Origin of the sequence: Rhizobium sp. JAB6, assembly GCF_003024605.1 — a bacterium.
In the GTDB taxonomy this organism is placed as follows: Bacteria; Pseudomonadota; Alphaproteobacteria; order Rhizobiales; family Rhizobiaceae; genus Rhizobium.
The window spans coordinates 556,499-574,960 of the sequence record NZ_PYJQ01000005.1 but is presented as its reverse complement, the minus strand read 5'-3'; the positions used below and the strand labels follow the sequence as shown (position 1 = coordinate 574,960).

Sequence of the window (18,462 nt, the reverse complement as noted above, 5' to 3'; positions counted from 1 at the left end):
TTCCTACCCTTCACGGATCGAACGAGCCGGGTTGCCGACGACGGTTGAACCTGCAGCAACATCTCTGGTGACGACCGCGCCAGCGCCGATGATGGCGCCATCGCCCACCGTGATGCCGCCGACGAGGATCGCTCCACCGCCAATCCATACGCTTCTGCCGATCGTCACCGGCCGCGCGACCTCAAGGCCTGCTCCGCGCAGTTCGGCATCCTTGTGATGCTCGGCACAATATATGTGGACTCCGGGCCCAAGCATGCTGCCGTCGCCGATCCGTACGCCGGCGCTGTCGAGGATCGTGCAGCCGGCATTCATATAGACGCGGCGGCCGAGCGAGATATTGATGCCATACGAGCAGTGAAACGGTGCCTCTATAAAGACCTCTTCGCCGATCTCGGCAAAGAGTGCAGCTAAGGCCGGTGCGAGATGGCCGCGTTCGGACGGCGGCATCGTGTTATGCGCGTGCACCGCCTCGCGCGCCCGCCAGCGCAAGGTGTCAAGCTCCGGATCGAAACAGCAGTACCACTCCCCCGCCGCCATTTTCTGCCGCTCGCTGAGACCCATATTCCCCCTCCTCCATATCTTCCGAACATCCCCGTCAGCGATCTTGCAACATGGTGCTGGACACACGCAAGAAAGAGTATTGCGTCTTTTGCCGATCAGCAATCTATGAGCGAACACCTGCCAGCTACATCCCTTGATTAGTGAAAGCTCAACTGCACGATCCTGCAAAGAGCACTCCGCCAAAGACCTGTGATCCCTATGAAAAAGCCCGCCGATGCGGGGTTCTTGCCCACAACAAACTGTCACACAGCTTGTCTATAACCCGCGCTACCGCGGACTTGCGCAAGGCCATCGGTTCCGAGCTTTCAAAAGGAAATAGGGTTATGTCGAAACTTAAAAACTACATTTCTGCCGCCGCCGCAGGCGTCATGAGCGTCGCTCTGGCGATGCCGGCTGCCGCAGCTCCCGTCAAGTTCGATTTCTGGTTTGGCCTGTCGGGCGACCTCCAGCGCGTGGTCGAGACGCTCTGCAAGAATTTCAACGATTCCCAGAAGGATTATGAAGTTTCCTGTGTCAGCCAAGGCAATTACGACGCCGCCCTGCAGAACACCATTGCCGCCTTCCGCGCCGGCAAGCAGCCGACGATCGTCCAGGTCTATGACGTCGGTACCGCGACGATGATGCTCTCGGGCGCCTACTATCCGGTTGACAAGCTGATGGCCGAGAATAACTACAAGGTCGACTGGAACAACTATTTCCCCGGTATCGCGCGCTATTACGCCACCTCGAAGGGCGAACTGCTTTCCTTCCCTTTCAACTCTTCGACCGCCCTGCTCTACTGGAACAAGGACGCCTTCGCCAAGATCGGCAGGACTGCCGCTCCGAAGACCTGGGAAGAAGCCGCCGAAGACATGAAGGCGCTGAAGGGCGCCGGCTATGACTGCCCGATGGCAATCAATATCTCCGGCAACGAAAGCTGGCAGTTGATGGAGCAGTTCTCGGCCATCCACGATCAGCCGATTGCCACTAAGAACAACGGTTATGACGGTCTCGACGCCCGCCTGACCGTCAACAAGACGAAGTTCGTCAAGTACGTAACGGATCTCAAGAGCTGGTACGACCAGGGTCTCGTCAAGATCAAGTCCAAGGACCTCGGCCAGGATATGGTTCAGGCCTTCGCCGCCGGCGATTGCCAGATGATCATGACCTCGGTCGGCGATCACGGTACGGTCGGCAAGACGCAGAAGGCCGGCATGAACTGGGATGTGGCCGAGCTTCCGGTCTACGCCGGCACCGAGCGCAAGAATTCGCTCGTCGGCGGCGCTTCGCTCTGGGTTCTCTCCGGCAAGTCGTCGGACGAATACAAAGGCGCTGCCGCGTTCCTGAACTTCATCGCCAAGCCCGAGACCGCCCTCTTCTGGTCGACCAACACCGGCTACATCCCGGTTACGAAGTCCGGCTTCGAATTCATGAAGTCCTCCGGCTTCTACGACAAGGCTCCTTACAAGGGTCGCGAAGTCGCGATCGCCAGCCTGACCGCTTCCGAGCCGACCGCGATCACCCGCGGTATCCGCCTCGGCAGCTTCACGCAGATCCGCGCCGAGTTCGGCAATCAGATGCAGGCCATCTTCGCCAACAAGGTCAGCGTCCAGGAAGGCATCGACACCCTCGTCAAGAACGGCGACGCCGTGCTCGAGCGCTTCCAAGCCACCTACAAGGGCAAGCAGCTGCCATAAGCGGTAAAGCTCATAACAGAACAGCGTCCGCCGGGGTTTCCCGGCGGACGTTCGTTATGAGGCCAAGCGTGGCATCGAGATCTCAAGCCGGTAGAGACCATGGAAAAACGAGTAACTTTTAACAAATGGAGCGTCGGCATCTTGTTCGCAGTGCCGCAGCTGCTCCTTATCTTCACCTTTTTCTATTGGCCGGCCGGTCAGGCGGTCTTCTGGTCCTTGACGCTGCAGCAACCCTGGGGCGGCGGCAACATCTGGGTCGGTCTCGACAATTTCAAATCCATTCTCGCCAGTTCCGATTACTGGAACTCGGTCACGATCAGCATCATCTTCGCTGCTATCAGCACAAGTATTTCCATGGTGGGCGGGCTGATACTTGCGGCGCTAACCGACCGGCAGCTGCGCGGCTCGAAAATCTATCGCGTAGTCCTGATCTGGCCTTACGGTATTGCTGCGCCCGCATCGGCGATGGCGTTCCGCTTCATCCTGGCGCCGGAAGCAGGACTCATGGCCGTGGTCAATCACTGGTGGCCGGGATTTTGGGACCCGGGTCTTGATGGCAACGCCGCCATGGCCTGCATCATCGCCGCCTTCTCGTGGAAATATATCGGATACAGCTTCATCTTCTTCCTGGCCGCTTTCCAGGCCATTCCGCGCGCGCTGATCGAGGCGTCCGCCATGGACGGCTCCGGCGTGCTCCGCCGCTTCTGGGACATCCAGTTCCCGTTGATCACGCCGACGATCTTCTTCCTGCTCGTCATCAACATCACCGAAAGCTTCCAGGATTCATTCGGCATCGTCGACATCATGACATCGGGCGGCCCGCACAACTCGACCAACCTCATGGTCTACAAGATCTATTCGGACGGCTTCAAAGGTCTCGATTTTTCCGGTGCGGCGGCGCAGAGCATCATTCTCATGCTGCTGATCGTCCTGCTTACCATCTTCCAGTTCCGCTTCATCGAGAAGCGCGTGCATTACCGTTGAGGCTGACATGGTCGAGCGCACCCCCATCCTTAATTTCTTCACCCACCTGATCCTGCTCCTTGGCTTCATCGTCGCCATCGGCCCGCTGGCCATCGTCGCCATTGCCGCATCGCATAACATCGCCGACGTCAACAAAGTGCCGATGTCGCTGATTCCCGGCTCGGATTTCTGGATCAACATGAAGACGGCCTGGACGACCGCCAATCTTGGCCCCAAGCTGTTGAACAGCCTGATTTTCGCCACCGGCGTTGCGGTGGGCAAGGTGCTCATCTCGGCGATAACGGCCTTTTCCCTGGTCTATTTCCGCTATCCCGGCCGCCGTTTCATTTTCTGGCTGATCTTCATAACGCTGATGCTGCCGCTCGAAGTGCGTATCGTGCCGACCTATGCGGTCGCAGCGAACGTGCTGTCGCCCTTTCAGGGAATTCTCGACGTTACCGGCATCACCTGGCTCGTCGCAAAGCTTACGGGTATCGAAGTCTCGCTGAACCTCGGGCTGCTTAACTCCTCGATCGGCCTTATCCTGCCCCTGGTCGCGACGGCGACTGGCACTTTTCTTTACCGCCAGTTCTTCCTGACGATACCCGACGAGTTGGCCGAGGCCGCGCGCATGGACGGCGCCGGGGCATTGCGCTTCTTCATCGACATCCTGCTGCCGCTGTCACGCACCAATATGGCCGCCCTCGGCACCATCATGTTCCTCTGGGCCTGGAATCAGTATCTATGGCCGCTGTTGGTGACCACCGATCCCGCCCACATAACGGCTGTTCACGAACTCAAGTCACTCATCCCGAACTTTGGCGGCCTTCCCGAATGGCATATCGCCATGGCCGGCACGCTGATCATCATGATTCCGCCGCTTGCCGTCGTCGTGCTGATGCAGCGCTGGGTCGTCCGCGGCATGATCGCCACGGAGAAATGATCTCGTTTACCTGCCGCGCCGCCCTGCGAGCGCGGCAATCCGCCTGCGATCGAGTTCTCAGTCAGCCTGCAGCACATAAAAAACCCGGAAGTCGGGAAAACTTCCGGGCGATACCTGCTGAAAATTTATGTTAGAAATTCAGCTCGCCAGCACCTTGAGCGGCATGACAGTGGCGACGGCATCCAGCCGCAGCCCGGTGTCCTGGGCGAAGAGATGCGTGTGCTGCTGCGGCAATTCCAGCCCAACCGGCTGACCGGTCTGACCGGTCGTATGGTCGGCGACCGCCACTGCAAAGCTCGAGCCGTTGATGTCGCAATGGATGACACGGCCGGCACCGAGTTCTTCGACGAAATCGACTGTCGCCGGAATGGCGCCGGGCGTGCCCTCGGGGACGAGGCGCGCATGTTCGGGACGGATGCCGAGGGCGACCGGCTGGCCGGCATGACGCTTGCCGATGTTAGCGTCAATGGCGATCGGAATGCCGTCGAAGATGAACTGCTCGCCGTTTGCCGCGAAGGTACCTTCCAGGAAATTCATCGCCGGGGAGCCGATGAAAGAGCCGACAAAGCGCGTGCGGGGCGTATTGTAGATCTCAAGCGGCGTGCCGACCTGCTCGACATTGCCCTTGTACATGACGACGAGCTTGTCCGCGAGTGTCATGGCCTCGACCTGATCGTGCGTCACGAAGACCGAGGTCGCCGACAGGCGCTTGTGCAGGCGGCGGATTTCGACGCGCATCTGCACGCGCAGCTTCGCATCGAGGTTGGAAAGCGGCTCGTCGAAGAGGAAGACCTTGGGCTCGCGGATGATGGCGCGGCCCATGGCGACGCGCTGGCGCTGACCGCCGGAGAGCTCGGCCGGCTTACGGGCCAGGAAATCCTCAAGGCCGACGATCTTGGCGGTTTCCCTGATGCGGCGTTCGCGCTCGGCGCGCGGCACGCCGGCGACCTTGAGCGCATAGCCCATGTTGGCGGCGACATCCATGTGCGGGTAGAGCGCGTAGTTCTGGAAGACCATGGCGCAGCCGCGCTCGCGCGGCTCGAGCTGGTTGACCACCTTGCCATCGATGATGATCTCGCCCGAGGTGATGTCCTCAAGGCCGGCGATCATGCGCAGCAGCGTGGACTTGCCACAGCCGGAAGGCCCGAGGATGACGACGAATTCGCCCGATCGGAAATTCAGGTCGACGCCATGGACGACCGGATTGCGCCCGTAGGCCTTGCGAACTTGTTCGATCCGGATTTCCGCCATTTTAATCTTCCCCGCCTGTCCATTCTCGGCACGTCAATCGGGTGGACTGCTAGCGAATTTGCATTACAGAACAGTGACAAGGATCCCTTATATCACAAACCGCATCCGGATTTCCTCACGAGAGTTGCGGGTGCTATTTCGCGATGAAACGCGCGGTAGCGGAATTATTCGGCGACCGACACCGTATGCCGGTTCCGGCGTTGCGATCCGGCAGGCGTAGCGATGAACAAATCAAGAACGTGCTTCGGGACAAACCCGGCAAGATGAGCGCCGGCTGGTCCCCGATCATGCTATCGCGCGCGCCGCGCGAGCATCATTGAAAGAAAATGGATAGTCGCTATTCGGCCGGATGCGCGGTAACGCGCGGACCGACGTGCCGGCGCTTGTGGCTGATTCCGAGAAAATATCGGAGCACGCGGAAATAGAGGCTGTAGGGCAGAAGCTTCAACAGCTTTGCCCGGTAGACCAGGCCTTTGGGGAAGCTGATATCGAAGTTCGGCGATTTCAGTCCGGCTGATATTGCGTCAGCCGCCTGCTGCGCGGACACGATATCAGGCATGTCGAACTTGTTCTTAGCCGTCAACGGCGTATCGACATAGCCGGGGGTGACGAGCTGGATACGAATGCCCATGCGATCGAGCTCGAAATTCAAGCTTTCGGCCATGTTGATGAGCGCGGCCTTGCTGGCCCCGTAAGCCGCGCCGCCGGGCAGGCCGCCATAGCCGGCAACGGAAGATACGAGCGCGACCTGACCGTATCCCCTCGCCCGCATATGCCGGACCGCCGGAACGAGGCAATTGACGACGCCGTGGAGATTGACCGCAAAGCTGCGCTCGAACGCCTCGTGATTGAGGTCTTCGCCGCGAGCGGGCAAATAGATGCCGGCGTTCAGAACGGCCAGTGCCACCGGACCGTGTTGATATTCGATGGCCGCAACGGTGTGTTCCATGTCCTCGGCACTGGTTACATCGCCATCCAGCACGACAATGCTGCCGGCGAGCGCATTTGCCTCCGCCTGCAGAGCCAGAAGCTTTTCGTGGCTGCGAGCCGTAACGGCAACCTTGTATCCTTCTTCCGCCAGCTTCAGGGCGAGCGCGCGGCCGATACCGGAACTGGCGCCGGTAATCCAGACGACTCCGTGTTCAGGACGTGCGATGAACGGGCTCATGGCTCTTCTCCTTGGCTGGCGGCCGCCTACATCAAACGCTTAAATCGCGGCCGTCCGTGGCATTTTAGAAATAGCGCATCATTGTGGCCGCTTTCGGCCAGACTGGCGGCTTCATCGGGAAAACAATGTCACCAATTGGAGACCGGAACTTGGATGAAAGAGAGAGGCCGAGAGGCTCGCCAAGTCGAATTTTGCAGGGTGAACAGACAGCAAGGAACAGAATTTCTTGCCTATGCCGCCTTGTGAAGGGAAAAGACCGTTCTTACAGTAGTTGCGAACAGAAGGCAGATTCCAATGACCGTCCATCCCTCCGTCCTAGAAGCCATTGGCAATACGCCGTTGATCAAGCTCAAGGGCGCCTCAGAGGCGACGGGCTCGACCATTCTCGGCAAGGCCGAATTTCTCAATCCCGGCCAGTCGGTGAAGGATCGCGCGGCGCTCTACATCATTCGCGACGCCGAAAAAAAGGGTCTGCTGAGGCCCGGCGGCGTCATCGTCGAGGGCACGGCCGGCAATACCGGCATCGGCCTGACGCTGGTTGCCAAGGCGCTCGGCTATCGCACCGTCATCGTCATTCCTGAGACACAGAGCCAGGAAAAGAAGGATGCGCTGAAGCTGCTCGGCGCCGAGCTGGTGGAAGTTCCGGCCGTCCCCTACAAGAACCCGAACAATTATGTGAAGGTCTCCGGACGTCTTGCCGAACAGCTGGCAAAGACCGAGCCGAACGGTGCGATCTGGGCAAACCAGTTCGACAATGTCGCCAACCGTCAGGCCCATATCGAGACGACCGCCAAGGAAATCTGGGCGGACACCAATGGCAAGATCGACGGCTTCATCTGCTCGGTCGGTTCCGGCGGCACGCTCGCCGGCGTCGCCATGGGCCTCCATGCCTTCAACAAGGACATCAAGATCGGTATCGCCGATCCGGAAGGCGCGGCGCTCTATGAATTCTACACGAATGGCGAGCTGAAGTCCTCCGGCTCCTCGATCACCGAGGGCATCGGCCAGGGCCGCATTACGGCAAACCTGGAGGGGTTCACGCCGGACTTTGCCTATCAGATCACCGATGCGGAAGCGCTTCCCTATGTCTTCGATCTGGTCGAGCATGAGGGCCTGTGCCTCGGCGGCTCGACGGCCATCAACATCGCGGGTGCGGTTCGTCTTGCCCGGGATCTCGGTCCCGGACATACGATCGTGACCATCTTGTGCGATTACGGCAATCGCTATCAGTCCAAGCTCTTCAATCCCGACTTCCTGAAGTCGAAAGGCCTGCCGCTGCCAAGCTATTTGGAAAAGCGGGCTGAAATCGCCGTCCCCTACGAAACAACAGCGTGATCATATGACCGTCCATGCCCTCTATCGTGACGATTTCTATCTTTCGACTGCCGAAGCAGTCGTCACCGCAATTCACGAAGATGGGGGCATCGAGCTCGATCAGACTTGCTTCTACGCCACCTCGGGCGGTCAGCCGGGCGATACGGGTTTCCTCGAGCGCGGCGACGGCTCGAGGATCATGCTCGGTCAAACGAAGCATGGGCCGATCAAGGACATCATCATTCACGTCCCGCTCGAAACTCAGCCCTTGCCCATCGTCGGCGAGAAGCTGGTGCTGCATATCGATTGGGCACGCCGCTATAAGCTGATGCGGATGCATACGGCCTGCCACCTGCTTTCGGTAGTCTGCCCCTATCCGATCACGGGTGCCGCGGTCGGCGAGGATGAGAGCCGGGTCGATTTCGACATGAGCGACACGATCGACAAGGATGAGGTGACGGCGAAGATGATGGCGCTCGTCAATGAAAACCATCCGGTTTTCGTCCGCTGGATCACGGATGAGGAATTGATTGCCAATCCCGGCATCGTCAAATCCAAGAATGTGCGCCCGCCGATGGGCCTCGGCCGCGTCAGCCTTGTCTGCATCGGCGAGGATTCGGTGATCGACAGCCAGCCCTGTGGCGGCACGCATGTGTCGGAGACGCAGGAAGTCGGCGCGATTTACATCGCCAAGATCGAGAAGAAGGGCAAGGAAAACCGCCGCTTCCGCATTCGGTTCGGCGCGCCGACCGACGAGAATTGACCGGGCAAGCACTCCTATCCGTATCCCGATACCAAAACCAATAAACCACAGCAGGGAGATCATCATGGCAGCGGACAAGAGCCGTTTCGTCGTATCCGCAGACTGGCTGCAAGGCGAGCTAGGTGCCAAGGATCTGCGCATCCTCGACGCATCCTTCTATCTGCCGGCGCAGAAGCGCGATGCCGACGCCGAATATGCCAGCGGCCATATTCCCGGTGCGATCCGCTTCGACCAGGACAAGATCTCGGATCATTCGACAAACCTGCCGCATATGGTCCCCTCGCCCGAATTCTTCGCGGCCGAGGTCGGCAAGCTCGGCATCAGCGAAAATGATCGCATCGTCGTTTACGATGGCCCAGGCGTATTCGCCTCGCCGCGCGTCTGGTGGCTGTTCCACATCGTCATGGGTGCGCCGAATGTTTTCGTGCTCGATGGCGGTCTGGACGGCTGGAAGGCCGAGGGACAGCCTCTGGAGACGGCGGTGCCTGCCTTTGCGCCTGTGACGTTCAAGCCAAAATTCAATGCCAGCCGCGTCGTTTCGCTTGAGGAAATGCGAGAAATCGTCGACAACCATTCGCTGCAGATTGCCGATGCCCGCAGCGCCGGGCGCTTTGCGGCAACCGAGCCGGAGCCGCGCGAAGGCATGCGCTCTGGCCATATGCCGGGAGCAAGAAGCCTGCCATCCGGGGTCTTTGCGACGAACGGCAAGTTCAAGTCGCTGCCGGAACTAAGAGAAACCATCGAGAAGGCCGGCATCGATCTCGAAAAGCCCGTCGTGACGACCTGCGGGTCCGGCATTACCGCCGCCATCATCACACTGGCGCTCGAATCCCTCGGCCACGGCGACAACAAGCTCTATGACGGCTCCTGGTCGGAATGGGGCAGCCTGGCGGATACGCCCATCGTCACCGGTCAAGATTGAGCGTCGCCGCCGTGAAAACGCCATCGTCGATCAAAGTCCACATTACCCGTTTGGAAATGACCGCGCCGCCCAAGGCCAGCCTGCCCGTGCCCGTCAATATCCAGACCGCGATCATGCGGGCGCCTGGCATTCCGCTGCCCTTCTACCGCTATCTCTATCGTCAAGTGGGCGCCCGCTGGCATTGGGTGGAGCGTCTGCGCCTCTCCGACGAGCAACTGGCCACTGTTCTTCACGACCAACGAAACGATATCAGCGTGCTTTACGTCAATGGCGCACCAGGCGGGTTCTTCGAATATTTCCGCCAGGACGAAGAGACGATCGAGCTTAGCCATTTCGGCCTTATCGAACACGCGCTCGGTCTCGGCATCGGCAAATGGTTCCTGCTGCAGTCGCTCTACGCCATATGGACACTGAACCCGCAGCGGATCATTACGACGACAAACAATCTCGATCATCCCAGGGCGCTGCAGCTTTATCAGATGTTCGGTTTCTCCCCGATCTCGACGGGGGAAGGCATCGTCCGGCCGTTGAGCGACAAGGAACTGCTGGAGCTCGCCAGGACGAGCTAAGTTTTTTGCAGCAGCAGGAATCGGGTGGCTTCGCGCCACGCTCCGGCGCATCACATGGTAAACCTCACGAGGAGATTTGCCATGCCTTCCATCGCCTTTGCAGCCATGCCCACCTCCGACGCCGAACTTCTTTGGAGCGGCGGCGCGGATGCCTACGGTCACCAGCCGGAGACGATGATTTCCGATGGTCCGGGCCACCCCTGCCGCCACTGCCTGCGCAATATCGATGCCGGCGAGGAGCTGCTGGTCTTTGCCTATCGTCCCTTCCCCGAATTGCAGCCCTATGCGGAGACCGGCCCGATCTTTCTGCACAAGCGGCCGTGCCAGCGTTATGAAGCGGAAGAAATCCTGCCGCCGGTACTGACGACCAGCAAGGATTTCATCGTGCGCGGCTATGGCAAGAACGACCGCATCGTTTATGGAACAGGCGCGGTCACGCCGATTGATGACATCGCAGCCTACGCGGCTTCCCTGCTCGAACGTCCAGACATCGCCTATGTCCACGTCCGTTCGGCACGCAACAACTGCTATCAATGCCGGATCGATAAAATAGGAGCGCCGGCATACGGGGATGCCGGCGCCTCCATCTGACGTGCGCGCGATGGGCTTTACGCGACGTTCAGAATGCTTTCCGGCGCGACGGCCTCATAGCCAAGCGCTTCGGCCACCGGCCGGTTCGTGATGCGGCCCTTGTGGACATTGAGACCATTGCGGAGGTGCTTGTCTTCCGCGATGGCGCGCAAGCCGCGATCGGCGAGCGCGAGGCCGTGATAGATCGTGGCGTTGTTGAGCGCATGCGCGGACGTAACGGGAACCGCGCCCGGCATGTTGGCGACGCAATAATGGACGACGCCTTCCACCACATAGGTAGGATCGGAATGCGTCGTCGCATGCGAGGTCTCGAAACAGCCGCCCTGGTCGATGGCGACGTCGACGATGACAGAACCCTTTCTCATGCCTGACAGCATTTCGTGGGTCACCAGTTTCGGCGCGGCGGCGCCGGGGATCAGGACGGCACCTATGACGAGATCGGCGGAGAAGACCTCTTCTTCCAGCGCCTGGATGCTGGAGTAGCGGGTATGGACGCGGCCGTTGAATATGTCGTCGAGCTGACGCAGGCGCGGCAGCGAGCGATCGAGGATGCTGACATCGGCGCCGAGACCGGCGGCCATCTTGGCGGCATGCAGGCCGACGACACCGCCGCCGATGATCGTCACCTTGGCCGGCAGCACGCCCGGCACGCCGCCAAGCAGGATGCCGAGGCCGCCATTGGCCTTCTGCAGGGCCGTTGCGCCCGCCTGGATGGACAGGCGGCCGGCGACTTCGGACATCGGCGCCAGCAGCGGCAGGCCGCCACGCTCGTCAGTGACGGTTTCGTAGGCGACAGCGGTCACGCCTGAGGCGAGCAGACCCTTGGTCTGTTCCGGATCGGGCGCAAGATGCAGATAAGTATAGAGAAGCTGACCTTCGCGAAGCTGTGCCCATTCCGAGGGCTGCGGCTCCTTGACCTTCACGATCATGTCGCACTTCTCGAAAATATCCTTGGCGCTTGCGGCGATCTTGGCGCCTGCGGCGATGTAGGCATGATCGTCGGCGCCGATGCCGGCGCCTGCTTTCGTCTCGACCCAGACTTCATGGCCATGGGCGACATATTCGCGAACGGACGCCGGCGTCAGACCGACGCGATATTCGTGGTTCTTGATTTCCTTGGGGCAGCCAACGCGCATTTCATTCCTCCTCGAATGCTTTTGCGTATTTCATTTTCTCTAACGGAAATCAGACCACCACCGCCCCGCAATGTCCTTGCAAAGACAATTTGCGCTGAGGTCATTTTTCGTGATTTATTGCGCAGACAGAAATTTTTTCGAAAGATCTTCGAATGTCCGACCTCGACGCCATAGATCATTCGATTTTGCGGATGCTGCAGCAGAACGCTCGCATCACCAATTCGGAACTGGCCGAAAAGGTCGGGCTTTCGCCCTCGGCATGCTCCCGCAGGCTCGATATCCTCGAAAAGAGCGGCATCATCGACGGCTACCATGCGCATCTCTCGCACAAGGCACTCGATTACAAGATGATTGCCTTCGTGCACATCTCCCTTTCAGGGCAATTCGCCAAGACGCTTTCCGAATTCGAGACAGCGGTGAAGCGCTGCCCCAATGTGCTCTCCTGCTACCTCATGTCGGGCGAATACGACTACATACTGCGGGTCGCCGCGCGGGACCTCGAAGACTACGAACGCATCCACCGCGACTGGCTCTCGGCCTTTCCGCATGTGGTGAAAATCAATTCCAGCTTCGCGCTGCGCGAGATCATAGACCGACCGAATGTCGGCCTCTGACGGTGTTCAACGCAAGTCCAGCAGCAAGGCGCGATGATCTGAAACCTCAGGCTCGGCGACAGGATCGAAATTAATCACCTCGATATTGGACGTCACCAGCATGTAGTCAGCAAAGCGGGGCTGCTTCTTATAATGGGACGTGCGCGTGTCCCCATGTCCCCGTGAAGTGACGAGATCGACAAGGCCAAGCGTGCCGAGAATATCGAAGGTCTCGCTGCCGGGCAGCAGGTTGAAATCGCCGCAGACGACCAGCCGGTCACCCGCCTTCTTCACCTGGCGAATGAGGTCCACCAACGCATTTGCCTGATGACGACGGGCGGGCGTGTCACCCTTGCCTTCCAGATCCCGCAGGCCATGCATATGAGCAATGGTGATGGGATAGCCGCGCTCATAGTCGAAAAGGCGGATGCAATGGGCATTGCGGGAGCGCGGATGCAGCCCATAGCCATAGGCCGAAAATTCACCATGAACGAAGCCGGCCGCTTGACCGATGACCGGACAGGTCCTGCGCACGAAGGTTGCCAGTCCGAATTCGGAATCGAATTGCCGGTCCCCATCGAAAAGATCGCCTCGCGCCACGGGTAGGAAGAAAGCATCGTAAGCCGGCAAAGCAGCCTTCAACTCCTCAAAGAGATTGGCGCGCTGTGGGAGCTCGACGCCATGATCGCGATAGACCAGCCAATCAGCGTCCGCATCCGGCGTGCGAACCATTTCCTGGAGGCAAAGAACATCCGCGCCGGCATTAACGAGATAGGGTATCAGCGGCTCATGCAGCCGGCCGCCCCATGCATTCAACGAAACGATACGCATATCCTGCACCTCTCATGGTCACATCGCCTATCGCTGCGGTCATCTCGATGGTACCGATTCGGGACGCCGGCTACAATTTTAGCGATCGTGCTAAATATCCCTCAAGGCACATCTGATATCCAAACCGAGAAAAAGACGGATGAGCCGGGGTACCATCATGCAGTTCTCTTCGAAATCTCTGGTTCAGGGCAACCTGAAAATCAAAACCCGAGGCTCGGCGCGCCATCACGCTCGGCTCATGGGCCAGGTCCGCTATTTCACCAAGCTCGTGACCGGCCGCGTCGTCGATATTTCCACGAGCGGCATCGCGCTCGACCTGCAGGCGCCCCTCTATGCGGCGGCTGGCAGCAAGGTTCGCATCGAATGCGATGATATCGGCCTGCTGGATGGTTTCGTGCGCTGGGCACACAACGGGCGCATTGGCATCGAATTCGATCGCTCGTCCAATGCCTCAGCGAAAGTCGCATCCTATTTCCGCTTTTTCCACAAGGACATCAAGCCGGTTCTCAAGCGTTGACGGCATGCAGGCGAAAGCCGGCTACGATCCACAATAAGCCTGTCACATTCCTGGTGCACACCTTCGAAAATCGTCCTAATCTCCTCGCCCGAGAGATGATCGACGGACCATGGCCCTATCGTTGAAGGAGTGTCTTATGTCTTCCATTCTGGATTTGCCCAGCATGTCGCGCCGTTCCCTGCTGCAAGGCCTCAGCGCCACGGCGGCGCTGATCGTGCTGCATCCTTTCGCGGCCCGCGCGGCGAGCAACCAGGCGCATCTGCGCCTCATGGAAACGACCGACATTCACGTCAACGTCTTCCCCTATGACTACTATGCCGACAAGCCGAACGACACGATGGGTCTGGCGCGCACGGCGACGATCATCGACAATATCCGCGCCGAAGCCACCAATTCACTCCTGATCGACAATGGCGATGTGCTGCAGGGCAATCCGATGGGCGATTACATGGCCTATCAGCACGGCATGAAGGACGGCGACGTCCATCCGGTCATCAAGGCGATGAACACGCTCGGCTACTCCGTGGGCACACTCGGCAACCACGAATTCAACTACGGCCTCGATTTCATGTTCAAGGTGCTGGCCGGCGCGAACTTCCCCTTCGTCTGCGCCAACCTGACCAAGGGCCAGCTTGCCTCCGACCCGACGAAGGACGACCTGTTCTTCAAGCCCTATCTGATCCTCGAGAAGAAGATCAAGGATGGCGCCGGCAATGAAAGCCCGATCAAGATCGGCTTCATCGGCTTCGTGCCGCCGCAGATCATGCTCTGGGACATCAAGAATCTCGAAGGCAAGGCGCAGACGCGCGACATCGTGGAGGCCGCCAGGGCCTGGGTTCCGGTCATGAAGGCTGAAGGCGCCGACATCATCGTCGCGCTTTCGCATTCCGGCATCGACGGCAGCGGGCCGAGCGAAAAGATGGAAAACGCCTCGCTCTACGTTGCCGCGATCGATGGCATCGATGCCGTCTTCACCGGCCACCAGCATCTCGTCTTCCCCGGCCCGAAGACCTGGGACGGCATCAAGGACGCCGATCCGGTCAAGGGAACGCTGCACGGCAAGCCCGCCGTCATGGCCGGCTTCTGGGGCTCGCATCTCGGCCTCATCGACCTGCTGCTCGAAAAGGACGGCAAGAGCTGGAAGATCGTCGACTTCACGTCCGAAGCACGGCCGATCTACCATCGCGACGACAAGAAGAAGGTTATCGCAGACGTCGCCGACAAGAAGGAAGTCGTCGAAGCCGCCAAGGCCGAGCATGAGGCGACGCTGACCTATGTCCGCACGCCGGTCGGCAAGACCTCCGCACCGCTTTATTCCTACTTCGCGCTGGTCGCCGACGATCCTTCTGTCCAGATCGTCAGCCAGGCGCAGATCTGGTACATCAAGAACATACTGAAGGAGACGCAATACAAGGACCTGCCGGTCCTTTCGGCGGCAGCCCCCTTCAAATGCGGCGGCCGCAACGGCGCCGATTATTATACGGACGTTCCCGCCGGCAATATCGCCATCAAGAACGTCGCCGACCTCTATCTCTATCCGAACACGGTTCAGGCGGTCGTCATCAGCGGCGCACAGGTCAAGAACTGGCTGGAAATGTCGGCCGCTATGTTCAACCAGATCCAGCCGGGCGCCAAGGATGCGGACCTGATCAACAACAGCTTCCCGTCCTACAACTTCGACGTCATCGATGGCGTCACCTACCAGATCGACCTCTCCCAGCCGCGCCGCTTCGGCGATGACGGCAAGGTCCTGAATGCCGATGCAAACCGCATCCAGAATCTGCAGTTCGACGGCAAGCCGATCGACCCCGCACAGAGGTTCCTGGTCGTGACCAACAACTACCGTGCCGGCGGCGGCGGCAACTTCCCGGAGATCGCGGCGGACAAGGTCGTCTATCAGGCACCGGACACCAATCGCGACGTCATCGTGCGCTATGTTCACGACCAGGGCACGATCAACCCGACCGCCGACGGCAACTGGACCTTCAAGCCGTTGCCGGGCATGACCGCGCGGTTCCAGAGCTCGCCAAAGGCCAAGGACTTCCTCGATCAGGTCAAGAGCGTGAAGATCGAAGACGCCGGCGAAGGTGCCGACGGCTTCCGTAACTACCGGCTGGTGCTGTAATCATTGACTACACCTTCTCCCCTTTGGGGGAGAAGGCGTCACGGCACCAAAAGTCCCTTACGCACCTGCCTCCCATTTTCAGGGAGAGGACTTTTTCACTCCGCCGCCAGGCGCTTGTCGCCTGGATGGAACATCTCGACAGCAGATTTGAAATCGGCCTGATTCGGGCATCGCGCCAGGCGCGAACGGAAAGCTTCGATCATCCAGGCTGCCGCCGGACCGGGAGGATTGTCGACCTTGCGGACCGCGTAGATCGGGTACTCGCTCTGATCGTAGGCATCGAGATCCAGTGGTACCAGTCGGCCCTTCTGCAGATCCTCCATGATGAATGAGGCAGGCAGGCCGCCCCAGCCAAGACCGCCTCGGATCAGCTGATGCTTGGTGGCTATATCGCTGAGATGCCAGATCTTGTAGGACAGGACATTGAAATCCTTGCCATTGGTGAGGTTTGACGCATCGGTGACGACGAGTTGCACTTCTTCGCGCACATCGGCAAGCGTCAGGGGTCGTCCGAGCAAAGCGAGCGGATGCATTGGGGCGGCAACCGGCAGCATGAAGGAATGGCCAATGCGCTCAATGACGAGGGAATCATCCTGCTTCAGCACCGAGCCGCCAATACCGATCGTCGACTTGCCGCTGGCAACCAGCTCCAGCATCGAGCCGAGTTCGCCGGTGTCGAGACGCAAGGCAACGTAAGGAAAGCGATCGCGGAATTCCCGCAGCACATCGACGGTCGCATGGACCGGCACCATGACGCTGATGGCAACAGCCACTTCCGCTTCAAGTCCGCTCTTCAAGCCTTTCACGCGCGCGCGCATCACTTGCAGATCGGAGAGAATGCGGCGCGCATCCTCCAGCATCACCCTGCCTGCATCCGTCAATTTCGGCTGGCGTGAGCCGGACCGCTCGAACAGCGGCATTTCGAGCTGCGCCTCCAGATTGGCGATCGTGTAGCTGATAACCGACTGCGCGCGGTTGAGCATACGCGAAGCGGCCGAGAAACTGCCTGACTCGGCGACGGTCAGAAAGACCTGCAATTGGTCGAGGGTGGGATTGGGAAGCATCTGCCATCCATTCTATCGATAATTCCGATCCATATTATCACAGTTTTTCTCGATAGTACTGACGACTTATTTATTGAGGCGAACGTGATCGGACTCTCCCAGCCGATTTAGCAACTCATTGAAAAGGAAAACGGATATGTCCTCCATTCTGCTTCTGACCTCCAGCCCGCGTCCGGATTCGCTCTCCACCAAAATCGCCACCGAGCTGGCCGAGAAGATCAAGTCCAACAATCCGGGCAAGACGCTCGTCAAGCGCGATCTCGCTGCCGACAACCTGCCGCATATCGACGGCCCCTTCACGGCCGCCATCCGCACGCCGGCCGACGCCCGCACGCCCGAGCAGCAGGAACTGGTCAAGGTCTCCGACGCGCTGGTCGATGAGCTGTTCGCAGCCGACACGCTGATCATCGGCACTGGCCTCATAAACTTCAACATCTATTCCTCGCTGAAGACCTGGATCGACAATATCACGCGCGCGGGCCGCACCTTCACCTATACCGAAACAGGCCCGAAGGGCCTTGTCACCGGCAAGAAGGCCTACATCGTGCTCGCTTCTGGCGGTGTTTACTCCGAAGGCCCGGCTGCGCCGATGAATCATGCCGTTCCTTACCTCAAGTCCATCCTCGGCTTCATCGGCATCACCGATGTCGAGACCGTTTATATCGAAGGCGTTGCTTTTGGTCCGGAAGCTGCCGAAAAGGCCATCGGCGCTGCCCAGGCTCGCGCTTCGGAACTGGCTCTCGCCGCTTAATCGACTGCATATTGTGATGATGACAGGCGGCCGGCTGCAAACCGGCCGCCTTGCTATTTCGCCTGTGGCAGCGCTTTTACGAACTGCCTGGCCGTCTCCAAAATTTCATGGGAAAGCGCCTCGTCATTCGCCACACGCGCGAGACCGAGCGCGCCGGTCATGAGGCAGGAGGCGATAATCGCCTTCCGTCTAGCTTCAGCAGTTTCCGGCTCCGGCATGCGCGCCGTCATCGCGTCGAAATTCCTTCGCAGACCATCCGTCGCAATAGCGCGGACCGCATCGCTGCTGCGCGCAATATCCGCCGTCAGCGCCGCATAGGCGCAGCCCTCGCCGCAATGATCGCGGTGACCTTCGCTGAGATAGGTATCGACATAATCGTTGAGCGAGATGCTTTCAGGGTCGATCCCCCTTTCCTCCTGCTGACGCCGCCACGACCCGATCGCCGATCCTACCGCCTCCGCCACCAGTTCGTCGCGGGAGGCGAAATGCTTGTAGAAGCCGCCGACCGTCAGACCCGCTTCCTTCATCAGGTCGGCGACGCCGATCCCTTCCAGTCCCTCTTCGCGCAGACGCTTGGCGGCGAGCGTCACGATGTGTTCGTGTGTCTTCTGCTTCTCCAATTGTGAGCGGCCCATCGAAAATCCTTCCATGCCCGGCTTGACAAAATGGATTACGATCATAATCCTTATAGATAACGATCATAATCCAGATCGTGACAAAAGCC

The 18,462-nt window shown here is 59.5% G+C and carries 19 protein-coding genes; 12 read left to right on the top strand and 7 right to left on the bottom strand.

Features of this window, described 5'->3' with window-relative positions; genetic code table 11:
• Positions 1 to 3: 3 nt before the first annotated feature.
• The gene (locus C7U61_RS08630; RefSeq protein ID WP_106997668.1) at positions 4 to 561 is read right to left on the bottom strand and encodes a sugar O-acetyltransferase; all 558 of its coding nucleotides are present in this window, start codon (positions 559 to 561) and stop codon (positions 4 to 6) included.
• A gap of 323 nt (positions 562 to 884) precedes the next feature.
• Between C7U61_RS08630 and C7U61_RS08625 the strand changes: the two genes are divergently transcribed.
• The 3 genes from C7U61_RS08625 to C7U61_RS08615 all read left to right on the top strand — a co-directional run bounded on the left by C7U61_RS08625 (position 885) and on the right by C7U61_RS08615 (position 4,143).
• On the top strand, positions 885 to 2,237 hold the full coding sequence (locus tag C7U61_RS08625) for an extracellular solute-binding protein (RefSeq protein ID WP_106997667.1): 1,353 nt from the start codon (positions 885 to 887) through the stop codon (positions 2,235 to 2,237).
• 99 nt (positions 2,238 to 2,336) lie between these two features.
• Positions 2,337 to 3,221, top strand: coding sequence for a sugar ABC transporter permease (locus C7U61_RS08620; protein WP_106997666.1), 885 nt, complete (start codon positions 2,337 to 2,339; stop codon positions 3,219 to 3,221).
• Positions 3,222 to 3,228: 7 nt separating this feature from the next.
• Positions 3,229 to 4,143 (top strand): ABC transporter permease subunit, encoded by a 915-nt coding sequence (locus C7U61_RS08615; RefSeq protein WP_106997665.1) that lies wholly within the window; start codon positions 3,229 to 3,231, stop codon positions 4,141 to 4,143.
• A 138-nt stretch (positions 4,144 to 4,281) separates the two neighbouring features.
• Here C7U61_RS08615 and ugpC read toward each other — a convergent pair whose 3' ends face one another.
• On the bottom strand, positions 4,282 to 5,394 hold the full coding sequence (gene ugpC / locus C7U61_RS08610) for a sn-glycerol-3-phosphate ABC transporter ATP-binding protein UgpC (protein ID WP_106997664.1): 1,113 nt from the start codon (positions 5,392 to 5,394) through the stop codon (positions 4,282 to 4,284).
• A gap of 337 nt (positions 5,395 to 5,731) precedes the next feature.
• Positions 5,732 to 6,562, bottom strand: coding sequence for an SDR family NAD(P)-dependent oxidoreductase (locus C7U61_RS08605; protein WP_106997663.1), 831 nt, complete (start codon positions 6,560 to 6,562; stop codon positions 5,732 to 5,734).
• A 294-nt stretch (positions 6,563 to 6,856) separates the two neighbouring features.
• On the opposite strand from C7U61_RS08605, the gene C7U61_RS08600 reads away from it, so the two are divergent.
• From C7U61_RS08600 to C7U61_RS08580, 5 genes are all read left to right on the top strand, one after another.
• Positions 6,857 to 7,897: a cysteine synthase A gene (locus C7U61_RS08600; RefSeq protein WP_106997662.1), complete on the top strand. Its 1,041-nt coding sequence runs from the start codon at positions 6,857 to 6,859 to the stop codon at positions 7,895 to 7,897.
• 4 nt (positions 7,898 to 7,901) lie between these two features.
• The gene (locus C7U61_RS08595) at positions 7,902 to 8,639 is read left to right on the top strand and encodes an alanyl-tRNA editing protein (RefSeq protein WP_106997661.1); all 738 of its coding nucleotides are present in this window, start codon (positions 7,902 to 7,904) and stop codon (positions 8,637 to 8,639) included.
• A 64-nt stretch (positions 8,640 to 8,703) separates the two neighbouring features.
• The gene (sseA, locus tag C7U61_RS08590; RefSeq protein ID WP_106997660.1) at positions 8,704 to 9,561 is read left to right on the top strand and encodes a 3-mercaptopyruvate sulfurtransferase; all 858 of its coding nucleotides are present in this window, start codon (positions 8,704 to 8,706) and stop codon (positions 9,559 to 9,561) included.
• Positions 9,516 to 10,130, top strand: a complete 615-nt coding sequence (locus tag C7U61_RS08585) for a GNAT family N-acetyltransferase (protein WP_106997659.1) — start codon at positions 9,516 to 9,518, stop codon at positions 10,128 to 10,130. The genes sseA and C7U61_RS08585 overlap by 46 nt, the downstream gene beginning before the upstream one ends.
• An 81-nt stretch (positions 10,131 to 10,211) precedes the next feature.
• Positions 10,212 to 10,721: a DUF1203 domain-containing protein gene (locus C7U61_RS08580; protein WP_106997658.1), complete on the top strand. Its 510-nt coding sequence runs from the start codon at positions 10,212 to 10,214 to the stop codon at positions 10,719 to 10,721.
• A gap of 17 nt (positions 10,722 to 10,738) precedes the next feature.
• On the opposite strand, the gene ald is transcribed toward C7U61_RS08580, so the two are convergent.
• Positions 10,739 to 11,857, bottom strand: a complete 1,119-nt coding sequence (gene ald / locus C7U61_RS08575; protein WP_106997657.1) for an alanine dehydrogenase — start codon at positions 11,855 to 11,857, stop codon at positions 10,739 to 10,741.
• Between the two features lie 152 nt (positions 11,858 to 12,009).
• Between ald and C7U61_RS08570 the strand changes: the two genes are divergently transcribed.
• Positions 12,010 to 12,471 carry an Lrp/AsnC family transcriptional regulator gene (locus tag C7U61_RS08570; protein WP_106997656.1) on the top strand — a complete coding sequence of 154 codons (462 nt, stop codon included), beginning with the start codon at positions 12,010 to 12,012 and terminating at the stop codon, positions 12,469 to 12,471.
• A gap of 6 nt (positions 12,472 to 12,477) precedes the next feature.
• Here C7U61_RS08570 and C7U61_RS08565 read toward each other — a convergent pair whose 3' ends face one another.
• Positions 12,478 to 13,281, bottom strand: coding sequence for an endonuclease/exonuclease/phosphatase family protein (locus tag C7U61_RS08565; RefSeq protein ID WP_106997655.1), 804 nt, complete (start codon positions 13,279 to 13,281; stop codon positions 12,478 to 12,480).
• A gap of 139 nt (positions 13,282 to 13,420) precedes the next feature.
• On the opposite strand from C7U61_RS08565, the gene C7U61_RS08560 reads away from it, so the two are divergent.
• Positions 13,421 to 13,798, top strand: coding sequence for a PilZ domain-containing protein (locus C7U61_RS08560; protein ID WP_245410769.1), 378 nt, complete (start codon positions 13,421 to 13,423; stop codon positions 13,796 to 13,798).
• A gap of 136 nt (positions 13,799 to 13,934) precedes the next feature.
• Entirely contained in the window at positions 13,935 to 15,923 is a 1,989-nt protein-coding gene (locus C7U61_RS08555) for a bifunctional 2',3'-cyclic-nucleotide 2'-phosphodiesterase/3'-nucleotidase (protein ID WP_106997654.1), read from the top strand.
• Positions 15,924 to 16,018: 95 nt separating this feature from the next.
• Here C7U61_RS08555 and C7U61_RS08550 read toward each other — a convergent pair whose 3' ends face one another.
• Positions 16,019 to 16,987, bottom strand: coding sequence for a LysR family transcriptional regulator (locus C7U61_RS08550; RefSeq protein WP_106997653.1), 969 nt, complete (start codon positions 16,985 to 16,987; stop codon positions 16,019 to 16,021).
• Between the two features lie 136 nt (positions 16,988 to 17,123).
• Between C7U61_RS08550 and C7U61_RS08545 the strand changes: the two genes are divergently transcribed.
• On the top strand, positions 17,124 to 17,738 hold the full coding sequence (locus C7U61_RS08545; protein ID WP_106997652.1) for an FMN-dependent NADH-azoreductase: 615 nt from the start codon (positions 17,124 to 17,126) through the stop codon (positions 17,736 to 17,738).
• A gap of 53 nt (positions 17,739 to 17,791) precedes the next feature.
• Here C7U61_RS08545 and C7U61_RS08540 read toward each other — a convergent pair whose 3' ends face one another.
• Positions 17,792 to 18,373 carry a TetR/AcrR family transcriptional regulator gene (locus C7U61_RS08540; protein ID WP_106997720.1) on the bottom strand — a complete coding sequence of 194 codons (582 nt, stop codon included), beginning with the start codon at positions 18,371 to 18,373 and terminating at the stop codon, positions 17,792 to 17,794.
• Positions 18,374 to 18,462: the final 89 nt, after the last annotated feature.

Coding starts and splice junctions, on each gene's coding strand:
- C7U61_RS08630 (WP_106997668.1), bottom strand. CDS start 561: ATGGGTCTCAGCGAGCGGCAGAAAATGGCGGCGGGGGAGTGGTACTGC.
- C7U61_RS08625 (WP_106997667.1), top strand. CDS start 885: ATGTCGAAACTTAAAAACTACATTTCTGCCGCCGCCGCAGGCGTCATG.
- C7U61_RS08620 (WP_106997666.1), top strand. CDS start 2,337: ATGGAAAAACGAGTAACTTTTAACAAATGGAGCGTCGGCATCTTGTTC.
- C7U61_RS08615 (WP_106997665.1), top strand. CDS start 3,229: ATGGTCGAGCGCACCCCCATCCTTAATTTCTTCACCCACCTGATCCTG.
- ugpC (WP_106997664.1), bottom strand. CDS start 5,394: ATGGCGGAAATCCGGATCGAACAAGTTCGCAAGGCCTACGGGCGCAAT.
- C7U61_RS08605 (WP_106997663.1), bottom strand. CDS start 6,562: ATGAGCCCGTTCATCGCACGTCCTGAACACGGAGTCGTCTGGATTACC.
- C7U61_RS08600 (WP_106997662.1), top strand. CDS start 6,857: ATGACCGTCCATCCCTCCGTCCTAGAAGCCATTGGCAATACGCCGTTG.
- C7U61_RS08595 (WP_106997661.1), top strand. CDS start 7,902: ATGACCGTCCATGCCCTCTATCGTGACGATTTCTATCTTTCGACTGCC.
- sseA (WP_106997660.1), top strand. CDS start 8,704: ATGGCAGCGGACAAGAGCCGTTTCGTCGTATCCGCAGACTGGCTGCAA.
- C7U61_RS08585 (WP_106997659.1), top strand. CDS start 9,516: ATGGGGCAGCCTGGCGGATACGCCCATCGTCACCGGTCAAGATTGAGC.
- C7U61_RS08580 (WP_106997658.1), top strand. CDS start 10,212: ATGCCTTCCATCGCCTTTGCAGCCATGCCCACCTCCGACGCCGAACTT.
- ald (WP_106997657.1), bottom strand. CDS start 11,857: ATGCGCGTTGGCTGCCCCAAGGAAATCAAGAACCACGAATATCGCGTC.
- C7U61_RS08570 (WP_106997656.1), top strand. CDS start 12,010: ATGTCCGACCTCGACGCCATAGATCATTCGATTTTGCGGATGCTGCAG.
- C7U61_RS08565 (WP_106997655.1), bottom strand. CDS start 13,281: ATGCGTATCGTTTCGTTGAATGCATGGGGCGGCCGGCTGCATGAGCCG.
- C7U61_RS08560 (WP_245410769.1), top strand. CDS start 13,421: ATGAGCCGGGGTACCATCATGCAGTTCTCTTCGAAATCTCTGGTTCAG.
- C7U61_RS08555 (WP_106997654.1), top strand. CDS start 13,935: ATGTCTTCCATTCTGGATTTGCCCAGCATGTCGCGCCGTTCCCTGCTG.
- C7U61_RS08550 (WP_106997653.1), bottom strand. CDS start 16,987: ATGCTTCCCAATCCCACCCTCGACCAATTGCAGGTCTTTCTGACCGTC.
- C7U61_RS08545 (WP_106997652.1), top strand. CDS start 17,124: ATGTCCTCCATTCTGCTTCTGACCTCCAGCCCGCGTCCGGATTCGCTC.
- C7U61_RS08540 (WP_106997720.1), bottom strand. CDS start 18,373: ATGGGCCGCTCACAATTGGAGAAGCAGAAGACACACGAACACATCGTG.